This is a genomic window from Brevundimonas sp. P7753 (assembly GCF_013386595.1).
Lineage (GTDB): Bacteria > Pseudomonadota > Alphaproteobacteria > Caulobacterales > Caulobacteraceae > Brevundimonas > Brevundimonas bullata.
The window spans coordinates 1-14,434 of record NZ_JACARP010000042.1 but is presented as its reverse complement, the minus strand read 5'-3'; the positions used below and the strand labels follow the sequence as shown (position 1 = coordinate 14,434).

22 protein-coding genes are annotated in these 14,434 nt (G+C 66.9%); 9 read left to right on the top strand and 13 right to left on the bottom strand.

Going from position 1 to position 14,434, the window contains the following annotated elements:
- Positions 1–38: 38 nt before the first annotated feature.
- The 9 genes from HX774_RS09245 (at position 39) to HX774_RS09205 (ending at position 4,798) form a co-directional block, all read left to right on the top strand.
- On the top strand, positions 39–704 hold the full coding sequence (locus HX774_RS09245) for a hypothetical protein (protein ID WP_178826207.1): 666 nt from the start codon (positions 39–41) through the stop codon (positions 702–704).
- A 76-nt stretch (positions 705–780) separates the two neighbouring features.
- Positions 781–1,326: a hypothetical protein gene (locus tag HX774_RS09240; RefSeq protein WP_178826205.1), complete on the top strand. Its 546-nt coding sequence runs from the start codon at positions 781–783 to the stop codon at positions 1,324–1,326.
- A 171-nt stretch (positions 1,327–1,497) separates the two neighbouring features.
- Positions 1,498–2,292: a folate-binding protein YgfZ gene (locus HX774_RS09235; RefSeq protein WP_178826203.1), complete on the top strand. Its 795-nt coding sequence runs from the start codon at positions 1,498–1,500 to the stop codon at positions 2,290–2,292.
- A gap of 102 nt (positions 2,293–2,394) precedes the next feature.
- Positions 2,395–2,847, top strand: coding sequence for a hypothetical protein (locus tag HX774_RS09230; RefSeq protein ID WP_178826201.1), 453 nt, complete (start codon positions 2,395–2,397; stop codon positions 2,845–2,847).
- Positions 2,844–3,044 carry a helix-turn-helix transcriptional regulator gene (locus tag HX774_RS09225; protein ID WP_178826199.1) on the top strand — a complete coding sequence of 67 codons (201 nt, stop codon included), beginning with the start codon at positions 2,844–2,846 and terminating at the stop codon, positions 3,042–3,044. The genes HX774_RS09230 and HX774_RS09225 overlap by 4 nt, the downstream gene beginning before the upstream one ends.
- Positions 3,045–3,119: 75 nt before the next feature.
- Positions 3,120–3,257: a hypothetical protein gene (locus HX774_RS09220; protein ID WP_178826197.1), complete on the top strand. Its 138-nt coding sequence runs from the start codon at positions 3,120–3,122 to the stop codon at positions 3,255–3,257.
- Positions 3,258–3,293: 36 nt separating this feature from the next.
- The gene (locus tag HX774_RS09215) at positions 3,294–3,440 is read left to right on the top strand and encodes a hypothetical protein (RefSeq protein ID WP_178826195.1); all 147 of its coding nucleotides are present in this window, start codon (positions 3,294–3,296) and stop codon (positions 3,438–3,440) included.
- Between the two features lie 96 nt (positions 3,441–3,536).
- A complete protein-coding gene (locus tag HX774_RS09210) occupies positions 3,537–4,151 on the top strand; it encodes a DNA-3-methyladenine glycosylase I (protein ID WP_178826193.1) in 615 nt (204 codons plus the stop codon).
- Positions 4,148–4,798, top strand: coding sequence for a ribonuclease HII (locus HX774_RS09205; RefSeq protein WP_370523438.1), 651 nt, complete (start codon positions 4,148–4,150; stop codon positions 4,796–4,798). Before HX774_RS09210 ends, HX774_RS09205 begins: the two co-directional genes overlap by 4 nt.
- A 143-nt stretch (positions 4,799–4,941) precedes the next feature.
- Here the strand turns inward: HX774_RS09205 and HX774_RS09200 are convergent, their stop codons facing one another.
- The 13 genes from HX774_RS09200 to HX774_RS09145 all read right to left on the bottom strand — a co-directional run.
- A complete protein-coding gene (locus HX774_RS09200; RefSeq protein WP_162790554.1) occupies positions 4,942–5,079 on the bottom strand; it encodes a hypothetical protein in 138 nt (45 codons plus the stop codon).
- A gap of 38 nt (positions 5,080–5,117) precedes the next feature.
- Positions 5,118–6,158, bottom strand: coding sequence for a DNA adenine methylase (locus tag HX774_RS09195; RefSeq protein ID WP_178826191.1), 1,041 nt, complete (start codon positions 6,156–6,158; stop codon positions 5,118–5,120).
- A 162-nt stretch (positions 6,159–6,320) separates the two neighbouring features.
- Positions 6,321–7,772, bottom strand: a complete 1,452-nt coding sequence (gene pyk, locus HX774_RS09190; protein ID WP_178826189.1) for a pyruvate kinase — start codon at positions 7,770–7,772, stop codon at positions 6,321–6,323.
- A 135-nt stretch (positions 7,773–7,907) separates the two neighbouring features.
- Positions 7,908–9,602 carry an alkaline phosphatase family protein gene (locus tag HX774_RS09185; RefSeq protein WP_178826312.1) on the bottom strand — a complete coding sequence of 565 codons (1,695 nt, stop codon included), beginning with the start codon at positions 9,600–9,602 and terminating at the stop codon, positions 7,908–7,910.
- 74 nt (positions 9,603–9,676) lie between these two features.
- Positions 9,677–9,808, bottom strand: a complete 132-nt coding sequence (locus tag HX774_RS20060; RefSeq protein ID WP_255500293.1) for a hypothetical protein — start codon at positions 9,806–9,808, stop codon at positions 9,677–9,679.
- A gap of 192 nt (positions 9,809–10,000) precedes the next feature.
- Positions 10,001–11,227: a tyrosine-type recombinase/integrase gene (locus tag HX774_RS09180; RefSeq protein WP_178826187.1), complete on the bottom strand. Its 1,227-nt coding sequence runs from the start codon at positions 11,225–11,227 to the stop codon at positions 10,001–10,003.
- A gap of 54 nt (positions 11,228–11,281) precedes the next feature.
- On the bottom strand, positions 11,282–11,512 hold the full coding sequence (locus tag HX774_RS09175; RefSeq protein ID WP_178826185.1) for a hypothetical protein: 231 nt from the start codon (positions 11,510–11,512) through the stop codon (positions 11,282–11,284).
- Complete coding sequence (locus HX774_RS09170) at positions 11,509–11,745, bottom strand: hypothetical protein (protein WP_178826183.1); 237 nt, start codon at positions 11,743–11,745, stop codon at positions 11,509–11,511. The genes HX774_RS09175 and HX774_RS09170 overlap by 4 nt, the downstream gene beginning before the upstream one ends.
- Positions 11,742–12,098 (bottom strand): hypothetical protein, encoded by a 357-nt coding sequence (locus tag HX774_RS09165; RefSeq protein ID WP_178826181.1) that lies wholly within the window; start codon positions 12,096–12,098, stop codon positions 11,742–11,744. Before HX774_RS09165 ends, HX774_RS09170 begins: the two co-directional genes overlap by 4 nt.
- Positions 12,095–12,448, bottom strand: coding sequence for a hypothetical protein (locus tag HX774_RS09160; protein ID WP_178826178.1), 354 nt, complete (start codon positions 12,446–12,448; stop codon positions 12,095–12,097). Before HX774_RS09160 ends, HX774_RS09165 begins: the two co-directional genes overlap by 4 nt.
- Positions 12,445–13,026: a hypothetical protein gene (locus HX774_RS09155; RefSeq protein ID WP_178826176.1), complete on the bottom strand. Its 582-nt coding sequence runs from the start codon at positions 13,024–13,026 to the stop codon at positions 12,445–12,447. The genes HX774_RS09160 and HX774_RS09155 overlap by 4 nt, the downstream gene beginning before the upstream one ends.
- On the bottom strand, positions 13,023–13,745 hold the full coding sequence (locus tag HX774_RS09150) for a site-specific DNA-methyltransferase (RefSeq protein ID WP_178826174.1): 723 nt from the start codon (positions 13,743–13,745) through the stop codon (positions 13,023–13,025). Before HX774_RS09150 ends, HX774_RS09155 begins: the two co-directional genes overlap by 4 nt.
- A partial coding sequence (locus tag HX774_RS09145; protein ID WP_218650358.1) for a hypothetical protein occupies positions 13,742–14,434 on the bottom strand: 693 nt, incomplete at its 5' end. The genes HX774_RS09145 and HX774_RS09150, both read right to left, overlap by 4 nt.

Below are 14,434 nucleotides of genomic sequence, written 5' to 3'. Positions count from 1 at the left end.
CCCTCTGCTAGCATTCGCGTCGCTGAGGGAGCCGGACCATGAACGTGCTGACCATCCTGCGGTCCGTGGAGGAACTGCTCTACGAGGTGATGTCGTGGCTGCTCTTCTATCCGCGCACCCTGTGGACCACCCTCACGCGCCCGCTGGCCACGATGCGCTATTCCGATCAGGAACAGCGCGACAAGCCCGAAAAACAGTACCTGGAGACCTTGAGCCCGCCGCTGTTCCTGGTGCTCAGCCTCCTGCTCGCCCATGGCCTGGAGCTGGCCATGGGCATGCCGGACGCGGCGCCGCGCTCGCACCTGGCCCAGGCCATCATGCATAGCGAACAGACGGTGCTCGCCTTTCGCGCCCTGCTGTTCAGCCTTCACGCCCTGGCCTTCGCCTGGATTTCGCTCAAGCTGGAGAAGAAGCGGATCGACCGCGAAACCCTGCGCACGCCGTTTTTCGCCCAATGCTATCTCTCCGGCGCCACCGCCATCCTGGTCAGCCTGGGCGCCGCGGGCATCCGCTATCCCAGCGAGACGGCCACCTTGGCCGGGTTGGCCGTGATCGCCGCCACCACCCTCTGGTACCTGGTCATCCAGCACCGTTGGCTGATGCGGCTGGACGGCGTGGGCGCCGTGCGCGCCGGGCTCTGGGCTCTGGGCGGCTTCACCCTCTCGACCAGCCTGGTTTTCGCCTTCGGCTGGCTGCTGTCCTGACCCCAGTCCCGCCCTGCGCTCCGACCCCGGCGAGCGCGGGCGCGCATTCCCGCCAATCCTGCGCTAAACCCCGCTCATGAGCCTTCCCCTCCTTCCCGACCGGACCTGCGGCGGCTGCGTCGAGTGCTGCCGCGTCATTCCGCTGGATCTGCCCGAACTGGCCAAGCCGACGGGCGAGCTTTGCGGCTATTGCGTCGACGGGGCCGGCTGTTCGGTGCACGAAATCCGGCCCCCGACCTGCCGCGTCTGGTTCTGCCTGTGGCGGGCGGTCGAACTGTCCGACGACTGGCGCCCAGACCGCAGCGGCGTCATCATCCGCCCCGACGGCGTCGAGCGCGGCGAGATCACCCTCTATGTCGTGCGCCGCTCCGACTTCCTCGCGAGCATGGAGGTCTTCGCCACCGTCGCCGGCTGGATCGCCGAAGGCATCGAGGTCGCCCTCAGCGTCCCCGGCCCGGTCGGCACCTACCCGGCCCGCGCCGTCGTGACCGACTGGCTGCGCCCCGCCGTCGAGGAAGGCGACCCTCAGGACTTCGTCGCCCGCATGATCGCCTCGCTGGACCGGCTGGACCAGCACGACTTCCAGCCCGACGGGGTTGTCGCGCGGTATGCGGTCAACTGATCCCCTTCGTTCCTCCCCATTCCATGGGGAGGTGGCGCGACGCGCAGCGGCGTGACGGAGGGGGCGGCGGATCGGTAAGCCTTGAAAGGCTCAAAATGCCAAAGGGCGCCGCCGCGCGTGGGGAAGAAAGAGACCCTGTCGCTTCCCCCTCCCCGTCCCTATCTTGGCCGTATGTCCATCGCCCGCCTCGACAGCCGCGCCCTGATCCGCGTCACCGGCCCTGACGCCTGCCCCTTCCTGCACAACCTGCTGACGCAGGACGTGGAGACCCTGACGCCCGGAGAGCTTCGCTTCGGCGCGCTGCTGTCCCCGCCTGGACGCTTGCTGTTCGACCTCTTCATCTGGGGCGAAGAGAACGGCGTAGTGCTGGATGTCGCCGCCGAGCGGCGCGACGCCCTGGTCCAGCGCCTGTCCATGTACAAACTGCGCTCCAACGTCGAGGTCATGCCCCTCCCCGACGCCGTCTTCGTCGCCTGGGGCGGCGACATCCCCGAGGGCTTCATCCCCGACCCCCGCCTCCCGACGCTCGGCGGACGCCGCTGGGGCGATCAGTGCGAGACCGACGCGACCGAGGCCGACTGGCAGGCCCACCGCCTGGCCCTCGGCGTGCCCGATCCCACCGCAGACACCCTCCTCGACAAGACCTATCCGATCGAGGCGAACTTCGACCTGCTGAACGGCATCGACTTCCACAAGGGTTGCTTCATCGGTCAGGAGACGACCTCGCGGATGAAGCGGCGCGGCACCATCAAGAACCGCATGATGGCCATCGCCTTCGACGGCCCCGCCCCCGAGCGCGGCGCCGAGGTGCTGAACGGCGAGCTTCGCGCCGGCGAGGTCATGACCGGCGCCGACGGCCGCGCCATCGCCCTGATGCGTCGGGACCGTCTGGAGGGTGATCTGAGCGTCGAGGGCCGTCCTGTGCGCGTCGAAAAGCCCGATTGGGTCCCTGATTTTCAAGGCTAATTTTGACTTAACGGAAAATCTGCTTGTCATGATGTAAAAGTCGCTTGATGCAAAGCGCAGCGTTGGTAAAGTTCACTTGTCACAACGACAGGGGAGCTTGTCATGAACACCGCAACCACGACGACCGCCGTCGACAGGAAGACGATGGACGATCTGGCGGTCGGCCTGTGCGCCCTTACCGTCATCGGCGTCAGCGCCACCGCCGCCACCCCCTTCTGGCCCTCGGCCTGGGGCCAGGCGCCGTCGATCGGCGTCGTCGTCCTGGCCGCCGGCCTGGCCGTCTTCCTGGTCCTGCACACTCTCTACTGGTGGCGCAGCCTCGATGAGGCCGCGAAGGAAGCCCACAAGTGGGCCTGGTGGTGGGGCGGCAACCTGGGCTTCATCGTCGGCGGCGCCGCCGTCGTCATCGCCGCCCTGAACGGCGTCCACCTTCTGCCGGCTCGCGTGCCGCACACCGACGCCGCATTGATCGCCGCAGGTTTGATCGCCGCCTTGGCGGCCCAGGCCGTCGGCTATACCCTCGCCTGGTGCGGCTGGTGGGTGGCCCGCCGATGACCAGCGAGTTCGTCAACCGCCTCAAGGTCTGCCGCGCCGAGCGCAACTGGACCCAGGCCGACCTCGCCGAACAGCTCGGCGTCTCCCGTCAGACCGTCCAGGCGCTGGAGAAGGGTCGCTACGCCCCCTCCCTGCCTCTGGCCTTCCGCATCGCCCGCCTCTTCGGCCGACCGATCTCAGCCATCTTCGTTCAGTAGCCAGACTTCAGGTTTGGGCGGACCTGCACACCCGCCCTCTCCCTAAAAAACACCGACATTCAGAGGACTAACCCAATGACCTGCGCCAACCGCATGGGCCAAGCGGCCAAACGCGTCTCCGACTTCGCCCTGGGCGGCTGCGGCGGCCTGCTGATCTTCCTGGCCGTCATGACCCTTCCCTGCCCCAGCCAGGCCGCCGCCTGGTTCCGCTAAGCCTTCCCACCCCGCATCACATTTCAGGACCAAACCATGTTCAATCTCTACTCCCTCGCTGTCCAACGCGTGTCCGGCTTCGCCGTCGGGCTTTGCGGAGCCCTGCTGATCGCCCTGGCGGTTGAGGCGGTCCCAACCTTCGGCCAGCCCCACCCCGCCGCCGCCGTAACGCCCTCGCATTGATCCGGCCCTTCCGCTGGCCGACGCACACCTCCAGGCCCGGCGGAGACGCCGGGCCTTTTTACTTGTCCCGACAGAACATTTCGGCAACATCCCGGCATGACCGAATCCGAGAAAGCCTCTGCCGACAAGAGTGATGGCCGCTGCGGCTGGTGCGGAACCACCGATCCGCTCTACATCGCCTACCACGACGAGGAATGGGGCGTGCCCGAGCACGACCCCCGCGCCCTGTGGGAGAAGCTGGTGCTGGACGGCTTCCAGGCTGGCCTCGCCTGGATCACCATCCTGAGAAAGCGCGAGGGAATGCGGGACGCCTTCGACGGCTTCGATCCCGAGATCGTCGCCCGCTATGGCGAGGCCGACCGCGCCCGACTGCTGGCCGACCCGCGCATCATCCGCTCCGGCGCCAAGATCGACGCCGCCATCAACGGCGCCCGCATATGGCTGGAGATGCGCGACGACGGCGAGGACTTCTCCGCCTGGCTCTGGTCCTTCGTCGATGGAAAGCCGCTGGTGAACCAGTGGACCGACTTCCGCGAAGCCCCGACCCAGACTCCTGAAAGCGTCGCCACGGCCAAGGCTCTAAAGGCCCGCGGCTTCAAATTCTGCGGCCCGGTCATCACCTACGCCTTCATGCAGGCCGTCGGCATGGTCAACGACCACCAGACGACGTGCTTCCGCCATGGAGAAGTTCGTGGCACTGACGCGCGATGAAGCCGCCCAAAGCCGCCACCAAGATCGACCGCCCCTTCCCCACCCTGATGCTGGAGCTTGAGGCCCGCGCGACCTGGAACGGCCCCGTCTGCGGCGTGGACGAGGCGGGGCGGGGCCCCTGGGCCGGGCCGGTGTCGGCGGCGGCGGTGATCCTCAACCCCGACGATTTGCCGCCCGGCATCGATGATTCCAAGGCCCTGACCGAGAAACGCCGCGCTGCGCTGGAACCCGAGATCAAGGCCCGCGCCCTGGCCTGGGGCGTCGGTTTCGCCTCGGTCGAGGAAATCGAGGAGCTGAACATCCTGCACGCCACCGGCCTGGCCATGTGCCGCGCCATCGAGGCCCTGAGCATCCAGCCCGCCATCGCCCTGGTGGACGGCAACTACCGCTTCAAACTGCCCTGCGACGTGACCACCGTGGTCAAGGGCGACAGCCTGTCCCTGTCCATCGCGGCGGCCTCCATCCTGGCCAAGACGGCGCGCGACCGGCTGATGATCGAGCTGGACGGACAATACCCCGGCTACGGCTTCGCCAGCCACAAGGGCTACAACGCCCCCCTGCACCAGCAGGCGCTGAAAACCCTCGGCCCCTGCCCTGCGCATCGCCCCAGCTGGGCGCCGATCAAGGCCTTGCTGGCGGAGGCTTGAAACCGTCATCCCGGCCGGAGCCTCGCACAGCGAGGCGCAGAGCCGGGACCGCCCAATACGCTGACGCTCGGTGCTTTTTGCGGTCCCGGATAGCGGCTGCGCCGCTTCCGGGATGACGCTGGGATGACGAAAGGGAAAAGCGCCTAAAGTCCCAGAGCGCCGCCGACCAGCAAGGCGATCACCACCGCGACCGCGAGCCCGGCCAGCAGGATCGCCCAGCTGGGCAGCCCTTTGGAGGCGAGACGCCGGGTCGAGGATGGGCGTTGCGACGGCATGGTCATGCGGAAAACAATCCCGACCTTGCGAGATTGGTTCCGCCTCAGGCGGCGACGGGCAGGCTCAACGGCTGTTGCGTCACGACGAACAGATGCTCGACATTGCGCAGCCGCCCGACGGCCCCGACCTTCTCGCCCTTGCGGTTATGGATGCCGATGCGGGCGCCGACGTAGCGGGGGCGCGGGATCTCGACCACCTGCACATGACCGCGCGCCGACAGCATGGCCGTCAGGTCGTCGCGGCTCAGATAGCCCTCGTCGTTGAAGCTGACGATCAGGTTGGGCGTCTTCAGCCGCTCGACCACGGATTGCAGGGCCGGGCCGATGCCGGGGCGGCTGTTGAACGGGCTCTTGCGGGTCCGCACGTCCACCCGCTTGTTGGCGATGCCGTAGGTCTCGGGCTTGTCCCACAGGATCAGGCTTTCCCAGCAATGGTAGTTGGCCAGATAGGAGTGCTGGTTATAGGGCGGGTCCAGATAGACGAGGTCGGCCTCGACCTGATCGGCGATCTCGACCGCGTCGCCCTGCGTCGCCTTGCACGGTCCGGCCGCCACGCCCGGCAACAGGTCCGGCAGCCGCAGCTCCAGCGGCTTCAACGCGCGCGGCGCCCACTGCTTCATATAGGCCATCTGCAACCCGGCGGTGGAATCCACCCGGTCCGCCGCCTCCATCAGGGCGACCAGAACCACGGCCTTCAGCTCAGGCTCCAGGCCCATGGTCTCGATGCGGGCGCGCATGGCGTCGATGCGGGCGCCGTTGTCGGGATGGAAGAAGCGGGCGTCCTCGCAGAAGGCCTTGGTGAACCAGCCGGCCTCGGGCGTCACCGTCCGCAACTCGGTCAGGATGACCTGGGCCTGCGTCTCCCAGCGCTCACGGTCGGCCTGGACATAGGCCGTGGCCAGCGTGTGGGCATAGGCGTTGTGGTCGTTGGACCAGACGCGGAAGCCCTGCCCCTTCAAGGCATGACCGACGCGGGCTGAGCCGGAAAACAGGTCGCAGACCGTCCCGCCGTCCGGCAGGGCGGCGCGCACCGCTCCGGTCACATGGCCCAGAAGCGCGCGCTTTGAGCCGATGTATTTGATCATTCGTTCTCCGATCCTCCCCCGTCCCTTTGCGGGGGAGGGGGACCATCCGAAGGATGGTGGAGGGGGCGGAAGCCGGGCTCTGCGTTTCAGGGTCGCCCCCTCCACCGCTGCGCGGTCCCCCTCCCCCGTTTCGCTGACGCTGCACAGGGGAGGATTCATACCTCAGTCCTGGCCGCGCTTCACCTTTCCCGCAACATGGGCCGGAGCATGGGCCAGACGCAACAGATTCGCGGCCCCCGGCGCGCCGAAAGGCGTTCCTGCCAGGATCAGGATGCGCTGCCCGGCCTCGGCCAGGCCATAGATCATGGCGCTTTCGACAGCATCCTCGGTCAGGCCTTCCAGCGAGGTCGGCTGCTCGCCCAGACGCGGCTCCAGCCCCCAGACCAGGGCCAGACGACGCGCCGTCTCGGGCTTGGGCGTCAGGGCCAGCACCGGCTGCAAGGGCCGCTCGCGCGACATCCGCCGCGCCGTGCCGCCCAGGGTCGTGAACACCACCATGCATGCGGTCGAGGCCGCCTCCGCCGCCTTGCGCGCCGCCGCCACCAGGGCGTCGACGTCGTGGATATCCATGCCCGCGTGCTCGGCGTCCATCAGGCCGGGCCACAGGGGGTCGCGCTCCACCCGCTCCATGATGCGGTTCATGATCTGCACCGCCTCCATCGGATAGTCGCCGGACGCCGTCTCCGCCGACAGCATCAAGGCGTCGGCCCCCTCATAGACGGCGTTGGCCACGTCGGACGCCTCGGCCCGCGTCGGGGCCGGCGAACTGGTCATCGACTCCAGCATCTGCGTCGCCACGATGGCGGGCACGCCGCGCTGGCGGGCGGCGCGCAGGATCTTCTTCTGCGCCACCGGCACTTCTTCCGGCTCCATCTCCACGCCCAGGTCGCCGCGCGCGACCATGACGCCGTCGCAGTAGTCGAGGATGCTCTCCAGATCGTTCAGCGCCTGGGGCTTCTCGATCTTGGCCATGCAGGCGGCGCGCCCGTTCACGATCCGCTTAAGCTCGGCCATGTCCTCGGCCTGCTGCACGAAACTGAGCGCCACCCAGTCGACGCCGAGGCGCAGGGCGAAGGCCAGGTCCTCGCGATCCTTGGGCGTCAGGGCCGAGACGGGAATGACCGCTTCCGGCACGGCCACGCCCTTGCGGTCCGACAGCTTGGAGCCGCTCTCGACCGTGACGTCGGCCCACTCATCCGAGCGTTCCCCGACCCGCAGACGAATGCGCCCGTCGTCGATCAGCAGCAGCATGCCGGTGCGCAGGGCCTTGAAGATTTCCGGGTGCGGCATCTGCACCCGCGTCTCGTCACCCGGCTCCGGGTTCAGATCGAAGCGCATCCTGTGCCCGGGCTTGATGGCGATCTCGACATCGGCGAACCGGCCCAGCCGCAGCTTCGGCCCTTGCAGGTCGGCCAGAATGCCCAGCGGGCGTTTCAGCGCGATCTCGGCGCCGCGCACGGCCTTGAAGGCGGCGGCGTGGTCCTCGTGCGAGCCGTGGCTGAAGTTCAGGCGGAAGACGTCCACCCCGGCCTGGGCCAGCGCCTTGACGGTCGCGGGCGCACGGCTCGCGGGTCCAAGGGTCGCGACGATGCGCGCGCGGCGGGCTCTGTTCATGGTGTTTCCTCAAAGCGGCTCTGACGGCCATGGCCTCCCCTCAGAGGCCTTGATCCCTTGTGCCAACGAAACGTCGGGGGCGTAAGACCACGCCCCCGGCCCGAAACACGAGTTTATGAGCCCTGAAACACGACTTTACGGCTTTTGGGCCTCGCAACGCCCCGTGGCGAACTGCGGCAGGTCCATGCAGCGACCGTCCACTTCGTCCGTCGGCTTGACCCCGATCAGGTGGGCCAGGGTCGGGGCGATGTCGATGGTCCGCATCGGCAGGAAGCGCTCCTGACCCTGGGCGCCCGGCCACCAGAAGATGATCGGCACGCGACGATCATAGTCCCAGGGCGAGCCGTGGCTGGAAATAGCGCCGCCCACCCGGCCCGCGCCGGTCAGGCCAGGCTGATAGGATCGCATGATGTCCGGCGAGCGCCCGGCCACCGCCGAAAGGCGCAGGCGCTGACGCAGGCTCAGTTCCTCGGGATTGTCCGAGGCGGGCGCCGGCTCGGCCAGCAGTTCGTCGCGCGACACCGCCAACGCCACCTGCGGCTCCTGGTTCAGCAGTTCGACAGCCGCGGCCATGACCTGACTGCGCAGCGGCTCGGCCAGCGACTTCTTGTCCTTGTCGACGACGATCAGCCCGCCCGCCGACGACGCCAGCGGATTGGCGTCCAGATTGAAGCGGGCCTTCAACGCATCATTGACGCGCGGCATCAGGGCGCGGTCCACACGGCCCGCCGCCGGATAGCCCTCGACCGAGGACCGCTCGGGGAAGTCCGACCCGCCATGGTCGGCGGTCAGCACCACGACCACGCCGCCCGGCACGGTCGCCAGCTTGTCGAGGAAGACGCCCAGCGCCGCATCGAGACGCAGCATCTGCTCGCACATCTCGGGGCCCTGCGTGCCATAGCCGTGACCGATCTTGTCGGTGGCCGACAGACTGACGCCCAGCATGTCGGTGACGCCGCGACGGCCCAGTTGCTGACTGTCCAGCAACTCGGCGGCGCCCTCCAGCGTCAGCTCATCCAGCAGGGGCGATCCCTCGATGCTATCATTGGCGGGCGGCAGGGTCGAGTTGAAGGTCTGCCCGCCGATGACCCACTGGCCTTCCAGACGACGGCAGGCGTCATTCGTATAGGTCCAGGTCGGCGCCTGACGCGAGAAGCGGTCGATCATCCGCGCATTGATCGCCGCGACGGGCGCCAGCTTGGCTTCCGCCGACTGACCCGGCTCGACATAGGTGGTGAAGCCGAAGCCCTCGGTCAGCCAGAAGGCGCCGTCGCCCTTGTGCCCGGCCAGGTTGATGGCCCCGCGATCCTTGCCGGAAATGCCGAAGACGCGGCTGGTCGGGCTGACCGACTTCAGCCAGTCGCCGAGCGTCGAGGCCTTCAGCATATCCGGCCCGACCGGGCCGTTGTCGGTGTTCCTGCCGTGCGCCAGGGTGTTCTGCGGCGCGGCCAGGCAATAGGTCTCCTGACCCGTCGTGGTGTCGATCCAGTCGTTGGCCGGGATGCCGCTGTGCGTCGGATGGACGCCGGTCAGGACGGTGGAATGCCCGGCGCAGGTCACGGTGACGCCGTGCGTCTGATAGCCGTTGATCGACACCAGACCCTGATCGGCAAGGGTCTTCAACCCGCCGGTGAACTGGCTGCGATACTGGTTGAAAAGGTTGGCGCTCAACTGATCGACCACCAGGGTCACGACCAGGGCCGGCGCGGCGCGCTCAGCCGATGTCGTCGCCGCCATGGGCTGAGCCGCCTGCTGCGCCATGGCCGGAAGGGCCGCACCGGCCAGAAGGGCGAGCGCCAGGGTCGGAGCCAGAACGCGGCTGAAGATCATCTTGAACACCGGAAACACTAAAGGTGCAGCTTGCCTACCCCCGCAGCGTTACGGCGCCAAGACAAGGGATCGGATCAACCCAACAGAGCCGCGTAGAGGCTGACCCCCAGAGCCGCGAATATGGCCAGGACCGACAGTGCGGCCCCGATCGCGCCGATGACCAGAATGATGCAGAGAAGGACTTCGCTCAGGGGCATCTTCTTCATCGCCCAAGCCTAGCCATACACCTCGGACGCGTCGAGCCCTCGGGTCCCCGCAACGACAACCAAGCCTGTGAAATGGAAGTGGTGCGAGCGGCGGGGGTCGAACCCGCAAGACCGAAGTCGGCAGATTTTAAGTCTGAGACGCCCTGAGCAATTCCAACACCTTGCCGGATTTGCGGCGCTGGCGCGGCGCTCTCAGCTAATCAGGCGCTCGCTTGCCTGGGCGATGGCGTCGTCCTCTTCCTCGTCCCGCCAAAGATGGCCGTAGGTGTCCATCGTCATCTTCAGCGTAGCGTGTCCGACCAGCTCCTGAACCTTCTTCGGCTTGGGCTGCGGCGTTTGCGCCAGCCAGAGGCTGACGGCGACATGGCGCAGGACGTGGGGCTTGAACTCGGCAACCGGGCGGTTCTTGCCCTTGCTGTCGGGCAGCATCATCACCAGCCCGGCGGCGCGCATCAGCGGCATCCAGCAGTCGCGGATGAAGTCTTCATAGCCCCAGACGCCCTCGCCGGTCTTCGGGTTCGGGAACAGCCGGCCCGGCATCAGTCGGCGCTCCCGGCGGCCGTCTACGTGCTGGAAGTGGCCGACCGGCCCGCGCTTCAGGCGCCAGGCGCGAACGGCCAGGGCCGTCGTCTGCCCGATAGGCACGTCGCGCTGGCCCTTCTTCGTCTTCGGAGGGTCCAGCGTCCGATGCGTCCGGTCTAGCCGCTCCTTCACGCGCAGCTTGCCGCCCGTCGTCCGAACAGCTGCGGCGTCGTCTGCCATGCCAAGAGCTTCCGAGATCCGCAGCCCGCCGAACATGAGGATGCGCACAACGGCGCTATCGCGTTCAGGGTTGGTGCTCTCGGTCGCGGCCTTCACCAGGGCGGCGAGCTGATCCTTCGACGGCAAAGAGAAGGGCTCGCTGTCGGCCTTTTCCCCATCGCCCTCGACGGCGCAGGCCTGAGCCGGATTCGCCAACAGCCAGCCGCGGCGAGCTCCGAACCGGCACCACGTCACCAGAGAGCGCCTGATCTGGCGTGCGAGGTTGATGGAGCCGCCACTCTGGACGACCTCATCAAGGAAGCCTTGAATGTCGGGCGACCGCAGGTTGGAGAGCCGGGTGCGTCCGATCTTGTGGTCGCGGATATGGGTATCGAGGATCGACTGATAGCCGTCCGCCGTCCCGGTGCGCCGGGCGCCCGCCCTGACCAGGCCGTGGAAGTTGGCGATATGGGCTTCGGCCAGTTGCGTCACTGTCATGGTGGACGACCCGCCGACCAGCCCTGCCGACACGCTGTCCAGCCAGGCCTTCGCCTCGCCCTTCAGGTCGAAGTTCTTGGACTGCCTGACGCCGTCAGGGCCAGCCCAGGTCGCGCGCCAGCTGACCTTGACGCTACCGTCCTGGCGCGGCCGGTTCTTGATCTTGCGGACGTTAGCCATGCGAAGCCCCTGAGCGTGCCGCATACAGGCACGTCAGGCCGCCGATGTCATCTGTCACGCGGCCCGCACGTTCGGGGCTAGGGTCTCGTCAGCTTCCAGCCACGCGTCCAGCTCGTCGGGGAAGGCATAGAGCCCGATCCCGTCGCGCTTCCTGATCGGGCAGGACCAGCCCTTCTCTCGGGCGTGATAGACCCAACGCTCGGGCCGGCCGAGATAGCTGGCGATGTCGGCGGCGCCCTCCAGACGGACGCGGCGGGTCGGCGTGCTGTCGTTCGCGGCGCTCATCGTCCCTCTCCATCAGGGGGCGTGGTGGGGGTGCGGGTCACGATGCGCGGCCATTGCCAAGCGCCTGAAGCCCTCGCGCGTCGCCACTCCTGATAGTCGGCCATCAGGTGTGCAGGCCGGATAACGCGGACCCAGATCAACTGCATGAGGACACCAGCAGCTAAGGCGACGATGGCGCTGGCCGATAACCACATGACGCCGTAGCCGACGATCATGGCGATGCGGTCAGTCATCCGCCCTCTCCCTGTGCCTTGGCTTTGAGATTAGGGGAGACTTCGCCGCTTTCAGCGCCTTCGTACCCGTGCTGGATAGGGCTGACGAAAGCGGCTCGACCTGCTGGCGTGAGGCGCAGGACCGATCCACCCGGAACGATACCAATCTCTTCGGCGAAAGGGTTGTCCAGATCGTCGTCATCGACGGCGTCCCAGACAGCCAGCCCCTGAGAAATGAGCGCGTCCTCATAGGTGTCCCGAACGTCCTCCGGCACCTGATGCCAATCGCAGTCGCAGATTGCGGACCAATAGTCGCGGACGATGGATGCACCATCAACAGGTATGAAGCCGTCTTCGGCGGAATGAACCATCACTCTCCAGCCTCCTTTGCTTGGTTAGGGGCGGATGGGAGGGGGAGCCAGTGGGCGGGAGATTTATCGCCGTCCCAGCAGTCCCCATCGTATCCAATGGTCCATCCCTGCCCCGCTTCTTCGGACGCGGACTCTGGCCACTCGATCCAACTCGCAGCGCCCACGCGCTTACAGCGTCTCAGGATGATTTCTCGGCCATCCCTCGGAGCCGTCGCAATGTCACGCCACTCCGTCAGATCGCGGATGGCTGCGGCGATCTGGCGAGCTTCGGCTTCGGTCAGGTGGCATTCACCGTCAAAGTCTTGGCCGATGCGGTGTTCGACCAGTTCGATGAGCGCGCTAAGGTCGGTCATTCTGGTTGCTCATTGCAAGCGACGGAAGCGCAGTGGCGGCGGTCGTCGCTGTCGCACTCGGGAGGGCATGGCGTGTTGTCCTGCGGACAAATCCAAGCGCGCTCTTTCTTGACCGGCGTGGGGTCGGCTCCCTGGCTGGCGAGGGCTTGGCGTCCCTTAGTGATTTCGCGCCACACGACAGCTCGCGTTTCCTTGCTGGAAAGGATGCTGTGGAGCACCTCAAGCTGAGGCAGCGCACCCTCCAACGCCTTCCGCAACTCGTCGCGCTGGCGCTCGGCTTGGGTGGCCTCGCGGTCCCGCTGCCGAAAATGCGCCTGCAACTGGTCGAGATCGTCGCGCGAGACAGTCAAATCCCCACGCAGCGCCGCTATCTCGGACAGGAGATTTTCGAGGGCGTCGGCGGCGGCTTCACCGTCTGGATTGACCGGGACCGCCTCCGCTCCGTAATCGTCAGCGTCGCACGGTTGATCATAGGTTCCGTGGGGCTCGTCGTGCGCCTCACGGACGTATTTGACGCGTTTCAGCTTCTCCAGCAGTTCCGCATGGTCGGCTGTCTCTCGGGTGGTGGGGGCGGTCATGCGGCTTTCCTTATGGTCGAGACCCGCGACTGCGCAGTCGCGAAGTGGGCCGGATCGCTTTCGATCCCGATGAAGCGGCGCCCCTCGGCATGAGCCGCAGCCCCGGTCGTTCCCGACCCCATGCAGAAATCAAGAACCACGTCGCCGGGATTGCTGTAGGTGCGGATCAGATACTCGCAGAGGCCCTGCGGCTTCTGGGTCGGATGCAGCTTCGACCTCTGCTTGTCGCTGGCGAAGGCCTGGACCGAACGGGGGTAGCGATCCGTGCTGTCGTAGCTGATAGGCGCGAAGGTCTGTGCGCCATAGACCGGCGTGACGTCCCCGCGCTTCACCGCTGATTTGCGAACGTGGCCCGATGTCTTCTGCGGATTGAACGTCGGGGCCTTGGTGTAGAATACCAGCACGTTCTCATGGGCTTTGAGCGGCGCGCGCTTGGCGTTCAGATGGCCGGTCGCGTGCGTCTTCTCCCAGACCCATTCATAGCGGAGCATTGGCAGATTGCTGGCCCCCAGCACCTTGTCGAAAGGCGTCTGCGCGAAAAGCAGAATCGCCCCTTTCGACACGCGCTTGAGTTCGGGCCACAACCGCTGCAGGTCGATATGGCTGTCCCACGCGCATCGAGTCGTGCCGTAGGGCATGTCGGCCAGGATCAGGTCGATGCTTCCGGTCGCGATGGCCGGGAGGATGTCGAGGCAGTCGCCGTGATAGAGACCGCTCATTTCGCATCCCCCTTCAGGGCGTCAGGGGTGGAGAGGGCGTGTTCAAGGACAAGTCGCGCATTATGTCCCGGCGAGCGAGCAGCATGGCCGTAGGTTCGTCCTGCCAGCAAATCGCAAGCCGTCTTCATAGCCTCCCGCAGCTTGTCGGCGCTCGGGGCGGCAAATAAACCAGCAACGATCTTTTCAGCCTCAAGCGCAGCCTGTTTGGTTCCGACTTCCAGTGCCCTGTGTCCGCCGTCGCCGTGAATGACTGCCAGCAGATTTCCTAGCGCTTCATCGCGGGCTTCCGGCGCAGACGAACGGGCGCGGACAAGGCGCGGCTCTGAAAGGCCGGTTCCGAACGGGTTCCCCTCCAACATCAGCACCTCCCCCGCCCCCTCGGCTGGGGCTTCATCTGCCAGCATTGCCGCCTTGATGCCTTTCAGGTCTTCGGTATAGGGCGCGAGTTCCTGGCGGGGGGCTGGGGCTTCATGGCGGGGGGTGAGGGCGTCCAGCGAAATGAAGTGCGTCGGCTCCCAATCTAGGCCGCCATTGCCCCCGTCCACGGCCCAATAGTGGCCGCCGTGGTCCGCCTCGGCCTTCTGAGCCATGGCGACGTTTTCGCCGTCCGTGGCGATCCCATCGGCCCACATAGGAACGTCGGTCGCAGCCATGACCACCCCCTCCCGCGCTGGGGCTTCCGCCCCGTC

What these genes read in the sequence shown, in the direction of transcription:
- HX774_RS09245 (WP_178826207.1), top strand. Translation starts at nt 39, where the DNA reads ATGAACGTGCTGACCATCCTGCGGTCCGTGGAGGAACTGCTCTACGAG.
- HX774_RS09240 (WP_178826205.1), top strand. Translation starts at nt 781, where the DNA reads ATGAGCCTTCCCCTCCTTCCCGACCGGACCTGCGGCGGCTGCGTCGAG.
- HX774_RS09235 (WP_178826203.1), top strand. Translation starts at nt 1,498, where the DNA reads ATGTCCATCGCCCGCCTCGACAGCCGCGCCCTGATCCGCGTCACCGGC.
- HX774_RS09230 (WP_178826201.1), top strand. Translation starts at nt 2,395, where the DNA reads ATGAACACCGCAACCACGACGACCGCCGTCGACAGGAAGACGATGGAC.
- HX774_RS09225 (WP_178826199.1), top strand. Translation starts at nt 2,844, where the DNA reads ATGACCAGCGAGTTCGTCAACCGCCTCAAGGTCTGCCGCGCCGAGCGC.
- HX774_RS09220 (WP_178826197.1), top strand. Translation starts at nt 3,120, where the DNA reads ATGACCTGCGCCAACCGCATGGGCCAAGCGGCCAAACGCGTCTCCGAC.
- HX774_RS09215 (WP_178826195.1), top strand. Translation starts at nt 3,294, where the DNA reads ATGTTCAATCTCTACTCCCTCGCTGTCCAACGCGTGTCCGGCTTCGCC.
- HX774_RS09210 (WP_178826193.1), top strand. Translation starts at nt 3,537, where the DNA reads ATGACCGAATCCGAGAAAGCCTCTGCCGACAAGAGTGATGGCCGCTGC.
- HX774_RS09205 (WP_370523438.1), top strand. Translation starts at nt 4,148, where the DNA reads ATGAAGCCGCCCAAAGCCGCCACCAAGATCGACCGCCCCTTCCCCACC.
- HX774_RS09200 (WP_162790554.1), bottom strand. Translation starts at nt 5,079, where the DNA reads ATGACCATGCCGTCGCAACGCCCATCCTCGACCCGGCGTCTCGCCTCC.
- HX774_RS09195 (WP_178826191.1), bottom strand. Translation starts at nt 6,158, where the DNA reads ATGATCAAATACATCGGCTCAAAGCGCGCGCTTCTGGGCCATGTGACC.
- pyk (WP_178826189.1), bottom strand. Translation starts at nt 7,772, where the DNA reads ATGAACAGAGCCCGCCGCGCGCGCATCGTCGCGACCCTTGGACCCGCG.
- HX774_RS09185 (WP_178826312.1), bottom strand. Translation starts at nt 9,602, where the DNA reads ATGATCTTCAGCCGCGTTCTGGCTCCGACCCTGGCGCTCGCCCTTCTG.
- HX774_RS20060 (WP_255500293.1), bottom strand. Translation starts at nt 9,808, where the DNA reads ATGAAGAAGATGCCCCTGAGCGAAGTCCTTCTCTGCATCATTCTGGTC.
- HX774_RS09180 (WP_178826187.1), bottom strand. Translation starts at nt 11,227, where the DNA reads ATGGCTAACGTCCGCAAGATCAAGAACCGGCCGCGCCAGGACGGTAGC.
- HX774_RS09175 (WP_178826185.1), bottom strand. Translation starts at nt 11,512, where the DNA reads ATGAGCGCCGCGAACGACAGCACGCCGACCCGCCGCGTCCGTCTGGAG.
- HX774_RS09170 (WP_178826183.1), bottom strand. Translation starts at nt 11,745, where the DNA reads ATGACTGACCGCATCGCCATGATCGTCGGCTACGGCGTCATGTGGTTA.
- HX774_RS09160 (WP_178826178.1), bottom strand. Translation starts at nt 12,448, where the DNA reads ATGACCGACCTTAGCGCGCTCATCGAACTGGTCGAACACCGCATCGGC.
- HX774_RS09155 (WP_178826176.1), bottom strand. Translation starts at nt 13,026, where the DNA reads ATGACCGCCCCCACCACCCGAGAGACAGCCGACCATGCGGAACTGCTG.
- HX774_RS09150 (WP_178826174.1), bottom strand. Translation starts at nt 13,745, where the DNA reads ATGAGCGGTCTCTATCACGGCGACTGCCTCGACATCCTCCCGGCCATC.